10 protein-coding genes are annotated in these 8,164 nt (G+C 68.7%); 4 read left to right on the top strand and 6 right to left on the bottom strand.

The window, feature by feature from the left end:
- The 4 genes from AC2VOK_RS13230 to carD form a co-directional block, all read right to left on the bottom strand.
- A partial coding sequence (locus tag AC2VOK_RS13230) for a class I tRNA ligase family protein (protein WP_428900880.1) occupies positions 1-469 on the bottom strand: 469 nt, incomplete at its 3' end.
- 123 nt (positions 470-592) lie between these two features.
- Positions 593-1,072, bottom strand: coding sequence for a 2-C-methyl-D-erythritol 2,4-cyclodiphosphate synthase (ispF, locus tag AC2VOK_RS13225; RefSeq protein WP_428900879.1), 480 nt, complete (start codon positions 1,070-1,072; stop codon positions 593-595).
- Positions 1,069-1,743 (bottom strand): 2-C-methyl-D-erythritol 4-phosphate cytidylyltransferase, encoded by a 675-nt coding sequence (gene ispD / locus AC2VOK_RS13220; protein ID WP_428900878.1) that lies wholly within the window; start codon positions 1,741-1,743, stop codon positions 1,069-1,071. The genes ispF and ispD overlap by 4 nt, the downstream gene beginning before the upstream one ends.
- 13 nt (positions 1,744-1,756) lie before the next feature.
- Positions 1,757-2,245 carry an RNA polymerase-binding transcription factor CarD gene (gene carD / locus AC2VOK_RS13215; RefSeq protein ID WP_421531306.1) on the bottom strand — a complete coding sequence of 163 codons (489 nt, stop codon included), beginning with the start codon at positions 2,243-2,245 and terminating at the stop codon, positions 1,757-1,759.
- Between the two features lie 306 nt (positions 2,246-2,551).
- Between carD and AC2VOK_RS13210 the strand changes: the two genes are divergently transcribed.
- The 3 genes from AC2VOK_RS13210 to disA are packed head-to-tail and all read left to right on the top strand — an operon-like array spanning position 2,552 to position 5,638.
- Entirely contained in the window at positions 2,552-3,082 is a 531-nt protein-coding gene (locus tag AC2VOK_RS13210) for a copper chaperone PCu(A)C domain-containing protein (protein ID WP_421531307.1), read from the top strand.
- A gap of 58 nt (positions 3,083-3,140) precedes the next feature.
- Entirely contained in the window at positions 3,141-4,568 is a 1,428-nt protein-coding gene (radA, locus tag AC2VOK_RS13205) for a DNA repair protein RadA (RefSeq protein ID WP_421531308.1), read from the top strand.
- A complete protein-coding gene (disA, locus tag AC2VOK_RS13200; protein WP_421531309.1) occupies positions 4,565-5,638 on the top strand; it encodes a DNA integrity scanning diadenylate cyclase DisA in 1,074 nt (357 codons plus the stop codon). The genes radA and disA overlap by 4 nt, the downstream gene beginning before the upstream one ends.
- 4 nt (positions 5,639-5,642) lie before the next feature.
- On the opposite strand, the gene AC2VOK_RS13195 is transcribed toward disA, so the two are convergent.
- Both AC2VOK_RS13195 and AC2VOK_RS13190 read right to left on the bottom strand, forming a co-directional pair.
- The gene (locus AC2VOK_RS13195) at positions 5,643-6,443 is read right to left on the bottom strand and encodes a hypothetical protein (protein WP_428900877.1); all 801 of its coding nucleotides are present in this window, start codon (positions 6,441-6,443) and stop codon (positions 5,643-5,645) included.
- Between the two features lie 183 nt (positions 6,444-6,626).
- A complete protein-coding gene (locus tag AC2VOK_RS13190; protein ID WP_428900876.1) occupies positions 6,627-7,244 on the bottom strand; it encodes a carbonic anhydrase in 618 nt (205 codons plus the stop codon).
- Between AC2VOK_RS13190 and AC2VOK_RS13185 the strand changes: the two genes are divergently transcribed.
- A complete protein-coding gene (locus tag AC2VOK_RS13185) occupies positions 7,243-8,154 on the top strand; it encodes an HhH-GPD family protein (RefSeq protein WP_428900875.1) in 912 nt (303 codons plus the stop codon). The two genes, AC2VOK_RS13190 and AC2VOK_RS13185, sit on opposite strands and share 2 nt — an antisense overlap.
- Positions 8,155-8,164 lie beyond the last annotated feature (10 nt).

Below are 8,164 nucleotides of genomic sequence, written 5' to 3'. Positions count from 1 at the left end.
CGTACTCCGGGTAGCTGAGCACGTCGAAGTACACGTCCCCGCGGGCCGCGTAGGCGTGACCCGTGTTGATCAAGCGGTCCATCAGCTCGACCATCTGAGTGATGTGCCCGGTCGCACGCGGTTCCGCCGACGGTGGCAGCACGTCGAGGGCGTCGTAGGCCGACGCGAACGCGCGCTCATAGGTGGCCGCCCATTCCCACCACGGCCGGCCGGCGGCGGCGGCCTTGTTGAGGATCTTGTCGTCGATGTCGGTCACATTGCGGATGAACGCGACGTCGTACCCGCGGGCGTTCAGCCAGCGGCGCAGGATGTCGAAAGCCACCCCACTGCGCACGTGCCCGATATGCGGCTGGCCCTGGACCGTGGCGCCGCACAGGTAGATCGAAACATGGCCCGCGCGCAGCGGGACGAAATCACGCACGGCCCCCGCCATGGTGTCGTAGAGCCGCATGCGGGCGCGATCGGTCACGACGGGCCAGCTTACCCGGCGTGTTGCCGCAACCTGCGCCGCCGAGCGTCACGCCAGCGTGGCCGTCGGCGCCGAGTGCTGCGCCAGCGTGACGCTCGGAGCGAACCGGCGCCCCCGACCGAACTACCCGATGGGGACCACCAGCGCGGTGGCGATGGCGGCCAGGCCCTCGCCGCGCCCGGTCAGGCCCAGCCCGTCGGTGGTCGTTGCCGACACCGACACCGGTGCCCGCAGCAGACCCGACAAAACCTGCTGGGCCTCTGCGCGCCGCGGACCGATCTTAGGCCGGTTGCCGATCACCTGCACGGCGGCGTTCCCGACCCGGTAGCCATGCCGCGAGATCAGGTCGGCGACGTGGGTGAGCATCTCGGCGCCGCTGACACCCCGCCAACGCGGATCGCCGACCCCGAACACCGCGCCGATGTCGCCCAGCCCTGCGGCCGACAGCACGGCGTCACACAGGGCGTGCGCCCCCACGTCGCCGTCGGAGTGGCCGGCGCAACCGTCGGCGGCGGGGAACGACAGCCCCACCAGCCAGCACGGTCGCCCGGGTTCGATCGGGTGCACGTCGGTACCCAGACCGACTCGTGGCAGCTGGTTCATCGGCGAACGATCGTTTCGGCCAGCAGCAGATCGAGTCTGGTGGTGATCTTGAACGCCAGCGGATCGCCGTCAACCACCTGTACCTGGCCGCCGACATGCTCGACGAGCGAAGCATCATCGGTGAAGCCGGCATCACCGGCGGCGCTTGCGGCCCCATAGGCGCGCAGCAGCAGGTCGGTGGCGAAGCCCTGCGGCGTCTGCACTGCGCGCAGTCCGGCGCGTTCCGGGGTGCCCAGAACCACTCCGTTGGCATCCACGGCCTTGATGGTGTCGTACACGGGCAGCGCCGGCACGACCGCGGAGTGACCGGCGCGCAGGGCCTCGACCACGCGCACGATGAGCGCGGGGGGTGTCAGGGCGCGCGCGGCGTCGTGCACGAGCACGTAGTCCGGTCGATCGGTGTCACCGATCGACAACAAGGCCAGGTGCACCGACTCGTAGCGGTCCGCCCCACCGGCCACGACGGTGGCCTGCCCGGCCAGCGACCGCCCGGCCTGATCGACGCGGTCGGCGGGGACGGCCGCGACCACGCGGTCGACAACCCCGGACTGCAGCAAGCCATCCACGGCGCATTCGAGCAGGGTGCGGCCGTCGACCTCGCAGAATGCCTTGGGTATACCAGCGGCCAACCGCCGGCCCGACCCCGCCGCCGGCACGATTGCGACCACCACAGCCTCACGGCCTTCAGGAAGCGGCGGCAAGAACCTCGTCGAGGATTGTTTCCGCTTTTGCGTCGTCGGTGCTCTCCGCCAGCGCCAGTTCGCCGACCAGAATCTGCCTGGCTTTGGCCAGCATGCGCTTCTCGCCGGCGGACAGCCCACGCTCCTGATCACGGCGCCACAGGTCACGCACCACCTCGGCAACCTTGTTGACGTCACCGGAGGCGAGTTTCTCGAGGTTGGCCTTGTACCGGCGCGACCAGTTGGTCGGCTCCTCGGTGTGCGGAGCCCGCAGGACCTGGAACACCTTGTCGAGGCCTTCCTGTCCGACGACATCGCGGACGCCGACGTACTCGGCGTTCTCGGCGGGAACTCGAACTGTCAGGTCGCCCTGCGCCACTTTCAAGACGAGATACTCTTTTGGCTCCCCTTTGATGGTCCGGGTTTCGATCGCCTCGACTAACGCAGCACCGTGATGGGGGTAAACAACGGTGTCGCCGACCTTGAAGATCATCTGATTCGAGCCCCTTTCGTTACTTCATCCTAACACGGCGGCCCAACACGCGCGAAGCAACAGCGCAGGTCAGAGGCACAACACGCGTAGATTAGGGGTTGACAGGCGGTTCAAGACGTGCAGTGGAACACACATCCATCTCCTCGTTTTGCCCTATCGGTACTTTACCGGAACCCAGTTGCGCAGGTCACGCGGCCTGTCTTGCGGCCCGCGCTACCGCGCCGGGCGGCTACCTACTACTGTGCATAGTTGCACAGTCGAACGCGCATCGTTGCACAGTCGAAACGGCCAGCCAGGAGGCACCGAGTGAAACGTTCCAAGATCCGCCTCCCCATCGTCGTCGCGGTTCTGGGTCTGGCCGCCCTGCTCAGCGGCTGTGGGGCAGGCCAGGTCTCGCAAACGGCCCTGCAGGATCCCGCCATCAACGGGAACAAGGTGACGATTCAGAACGTGGCGCTGCGCAACATTCGCATCCAGGCGGTGCAACACGGCGACTTCCTTCAGCCGGGCCGGACCGTGGAACTGGCGCTGGTAGCCGTCAACCAGTCCCCGCAAACCATCGACAACCTGACGGGCATCACCAGTGAAATCGGCACGGTGACCGTGTCCGGCGACACCCGCATCCCCGCCGGCGGAATGCTGTTCATCGGGGAACCCGAAGGCAAGTACGTAGCCCCCGGCCCGATCGACTCCAACACCGCGGCCCGGGCGACCGTGACCCTGGCCAAGCCGATCACCAACGGCCTCAACTACCACTTCACCTTCAATTTCGAAAAGGCCGGACAGGCCAGCGTGCTGGTGCCGATCTCGGCCCCGGTCACGTCCCCGCGGGTCTGAACCGGGCCCGCCGGCCTGTCACGCCGGGCTTGTCGTACCGGCCCGATACCTTCGGAACGTGGCAATCTCCCGATCTCACTACCGCTGCACCGAATGCCTCCACGTCACCGCCAAGTGGGTGGGACGCTGCCTGGAATGCGGCACGTGGGGGACGGTCGACGAGGTCCCCGTGATCGGCGCGGTCAGGGGCGCCCGCCGCGGGTCGCCCACTTCCCGAGCCGTTCCGATCACCTCGGTGGCACCCGACACCAGTCGGCATCGCTCGACGGGTGTCGGCGAACTGGACCGGGTGCTGGGTGGCGGTGTGGTGCCCGGGTCGGTCACGCTGCTGGCCGGCGACCCCGGCGCTGGCAAGTCGACGCTGCTGCTCGAGGTGGCTCATCGCTGGGCGCAGTCGGGCCGACGCGCGCTGTACGTCTCCGGTGAAGAGTCCGCCGGCCAGATCCGGCTGCGCGCCGACCGTACCGGCTGCGGAAGCGAGGAGCTCTACCTGGCCGCCGAGTCGGATCTGCACGCTGTGCTGGAGCACATCGCGACGGTGAAACCCGCGCTGGTCATAGTGGATTCGGTGCAGACCATGTCCACGACCGAAGTCGACGGCGTCGCCGGCGGCGTCACGCAGGTACGCGCGGTCACCGCCGCCCTCACCGCGGCCGCGAAGGCGGGGAGCGTCGCGTTGATCCTGGTCGGCCACGTCACCAAGGACGGCGCCATAGCCGGGCCGCGGTCGCTGGAACACCTCGTCGATGTCGTGCTGCATTTCGAGGGCGACCGCAACGGCCCCCTACGGATGGTCCGCGGCGTCAAGAACCGGTTCGGCGCCGCCGACGAGGTCGGCTGTTTCATGCTGCACGACAACGGCATCGACGGCGTCGCCGACCCGTCCAACCTGTTCCTGGACCAGCGGCCGGCACCGGTACCGGGGACCGCGATCACCGTGGCGCTGGACGGGAAGCGCCCGCTCATCGGCGAGATTCAGGCGTTGCTGGCGACACCTTCCTCCGGGTCACCACGCCGTGCCGTCAGCGGCATCGACCACTCGCGCGCCGCAATGATCACCGCCGTCCTGGAAAAGCACGCCAGGTTGAACATCGCCGTCAACGACATCTACCTGTCGACCGTGGGCGGCATGCGGTTGACCGACCCGTCGTCGGATCTGGCCGTCGCACTGGCACTCGCCTCGGCATACGCCGATCTACCGCTACCGACGACGGCGGTGATGATCGGGGAGGTCGGGCTCGCGGGCGATCTGCGGCGGGTCAGCGGGATGGAACGGCGGCTGGTCGAGGCCGCACGCCAGGGGTTCACGATCGCCCTGATTCCCGACGGGGACGACCCTCGGCGCGAGATTGTCCCGAGCGGGATGCGCGCGCTGCGGGCACCGACGATCGGGGCGGCGCTCGAGCACATGATCGACATCGCCGATCACCGCACGGGGACCGGCTGGACGCGTGACGCGATGTGGCCGCAGAATGGCACGCTGTGACCGGTCCGACTCTGCGTGAGACTGTCGCCCGCCTGGCCCCGGGGACCGGGCTCCGCGACGGTCTGGAGCGCATCCTGCGCGGCCGCACCGGCGCGCTGATCGTGCTCGGCAACGACGAGAACGTCGAGGCCATCTGCGACGGCGGCTTCGCGCTCGATGTCCGATATGCGCCCACGCGGCTGCGCGAGCTGGCGAAAATGGACGGTGCGGTCGTGCTGTCCACTGACGGCAGCCGGATCGTTCGGGCCAACGTGCAGCTGGTGCCGGACCCGTCGATACCGACCGACGAATCGGGAACCCGTCACCGCTCTGCGGAGCGGGCCGCGATCCAGACCGGCTGCCCGGTGATCTCGGTCAGCCACTCGATGAACATCGTCACCGTCTACGTGGGCGGGGAGCGGCACGTGGTGGCTGATTCGGCGACCATCCTGTCGCGCGCCAATCAGGCGATCGCCACGCTGGAACGGTACAAGGCGCGGCTGGACGAGGTCAGCAGGCAACTGTCGCGTGCGGAGATCGAAGACTTCGTGACGCTGCGCGACGTCATGACGGTGGTACAGCGACTCGAGCTGGTGCGCCGGATCGGTCTGGCGATCGACAACGATGTCGTCGAGCTCGGTACCGACGGGCGCCAGCTGCGGCTGCAGCTCGAGGAGCTGCTCGGCGGTAACAACATCGCCCGAGAACTGGTCTTACGTGACTATCACGCCACTCCAGAGCCCCTGTCGGGTGCGCAGCTGACCGCCACCCTTGACGAGTTGGACGCGCTTTCCGACGCCGAGCTGCTCGATTTCACCTGCTTGGCAAAGGTTTTCGGATACCCGACGTCAGCCGACGCGCAGGATTCGGCACTGAGTCCGCGGGGGTACCGCGCAATGGCCGGCATTCCCCGGCTGCAATTCGCTCACGTCGACCTGCTGGTCCGGTCGTTCGGGACATTGCAGGGGCTGTTGGCGGCCAGCGCGAACGATCTGCAGTCGGTGGAGGGCATCGGCGCGATGTGGGCACGCCACGTGCGAGAGGGACTGTCGCAATTGGCGGAGTCGACGATCGCCGACTCCCTCAACTGAGGCCTCAGCCTGTTTGCGCAGGGCCGACCTGGGGCCCCTCCGGCGGGGGCGCGGCGAACGGACCCGGCGCGGGCAACGGACCCGGCGGGGGCGGGGGCGGGTTCAGGATGAACGGAACCGACTGCGAGCGCAGATTACCCAACTGCACGACCAGGTTGTAGGTGCCCGGCCCGATAGCCGGCCGCGGCAGCGGGCAGTGCGGTGCCGACCCCATGCCGGTCCAGGTCACCGCCGTCGTGACCTGCTCACCGGGCGTGAACGTCTTGATCAGCGTCTCGTTGGACGGCGCGCAGTCCAGGTTCGACCACAGCCGTTTGTTGTCCAGCGAGTAGACGTATGCGGCCAGCACCGCGGCGCCCACGTCCCGCTTGCAGGAGACCAGGCCGATGTTGGTGACGACCATGGTGAACTTCGGCTGGTCGCCGATGAAGTACTGGGGCTGGTTGGTCAGACCCTTCACAGCCAGGGTCGAGTCGGGACAGTCGTCGCCCTCCTTGAGCACCGGTGGCGGTTGGACCGCCGCTGTAGGCGTGGGCATTTCCAGGTTTTGACCCGGCCCCGGCGCCATCGGGTTGTTGCCATCCTGACCCGGCGGCGGCGCCTGCGGCGCCGGTGCGCCCGGTTTGCCCTGAGCGGAGTTGGGTTTGTCGGTACTGGCGGGTTTGGCACCCGCGTTGTCGCCCGTGAAGGCGATGACGATCGCGACCACGATTCCGATCACGACGACCGCGATGCCCAGCGCCAAGCCCCTGCGCCTCCAGTAGATCTCCGTGGGTAGCGGGCCACGCGGTTCCAGATCCAACACGAATTCACCGTAGGCCCAGGTCATCCGGATTTGCCCGACCTGCCGCGGCGTGTCGCGGATTTGCCCGACCTGCCGCGGCGTGTCGCGGAGTTGGCCGGCCGACCGCCGTGTTAGCGGGCCGACCGCCGCTGTTAGCGGGCCGCTCGTCACGCGAGTGGCGCCCGCTGTTCTATTGCCCGATGTCTATTGCCCGATGTCGCCGACGTGATCGCGCAGCACCGCGCGCCCGTCGGCGAGGTGGTAGGTGACGCCCGCTATCGCCAGCGTTCCCGCGGCTACACGCTCGGCGATGGCCGACGAGCGCGTCATGAGCTGCGCCACCGTCTCGCGGACGTGCCGCTCCTCGAACTCGTCTACGCGACTCAGGCCTTCGCGACGGCCCATCAGGATCGAGGGCGTAACCCGCTCCACCACGTCGCGAACGAACCCACCCGGTATCGCACCGTCGTCGATCGCGCTCAGCGCCGCCTTGACGGCACCACAGCTGTCGTGTCCCAGCACGACGATCAGCGGCACGTCGAGCACCGTCACCGCGAACTCGATGGAGCCCAGCACCGCCGCGTCGATCGCCTGCCCGGCAGTGCGCACCACGAACATGTCGCCCAGACCCTGGTCGAAGATGAGCTCGGCTGCCACCCGGCTGTCCGAACAGCCGAGCACGACCGCAGTGGGCTTCTGTCCACCAGCCAGGCTGGCCCGGTGCTCGACGCTCTGGCTGGGATGCTGCGGCTTGCCGGCCACAAACCTCTCGTTACCCTCGGTGAGTGCTTTCCACGCGGTTACCGGACTGGTGTTAGGCATGGCCCACATCATGCCGCAGCCGCCGGTGAACGGGCAGCCAACTGTCCGTGCCGACGAGTTGCTGCCGTGGTATGACCGGTGCCGCCGCGACCTGCCGTGGCGGGAGCCCGGTGTCAGCGCGTGGCAGATATTGGTCAGCGAGTTCATGCTGCAGCAGACGCCGGTGTCCCGGGTGCTGCCGGTCTGGGCCGACTGGGTTCGACGCTGGCCCACCCCCTCGGCCACGGCCGCCGTGAGCGCGGCGGACGTCTTGCGCGCCTGGGGCAAGCTGGGTTACCCCCGGCGGGCCAAGCGGCTGCACGAGTGCGCCATCGTCATCGCTCGTGACCACGGCGACGTGGTCCCCGACGACGTCGACACGTTGCTGACCCTGCCGGGGGTCGGCAGCTATACCGCACGGGCCGTGGCCTGCTTCGCCTACCACCGGCCGGTGCCGGTAGTGGACACCAACGTGCGCAGGGTGGTGGCCCGGGCCGTGCACGGGCGGGCCGACGCCGCCGCACCGTCAGCGGCCCGCGACCAGGCCGACGTCGCAGCGCTGCTGCCCGACGACGTTACGGCGCCACGGTTTTCGGCGGCCCTCATGGAACTCGGTGCGACGGTATGCACCGCACGCACCCCGCGGTGCGGGAGTTGTCCGCTCAGCGAGTGTGGGTGGAGGCACGCTGGTTATCCCGAGGCTCAGGGCCCGCCGCGCCGCGCACAGGCCTATGCCGGCACCGATCGTCAGGTCCGCGGGCGGCTGCTGGATGTCCTGCGCGGCAGCGATTCTCCGGTGGCGCGTGCCGAACTCGACGTGGCGTGGCAGGCCGATCAGACGCAGCGCGAGCGGGCGCTCGGCTCGCTGCTCGCCGACGGCCTGGTCACCCGTACCGCCGACGGCCGGTTCGCGCTGTCCGGCGAAGGGTAGCGGTCACAGG

The sequence above is a fragment of the Mycobacterium sp. TH-M116 genome, from assembly GCF_057473685.1.
The sequence above is the reverse complement of the archived record's forward strand: the minus strand, read 5'-3'. Positions and strand labels throughout refer to the sequence as shown.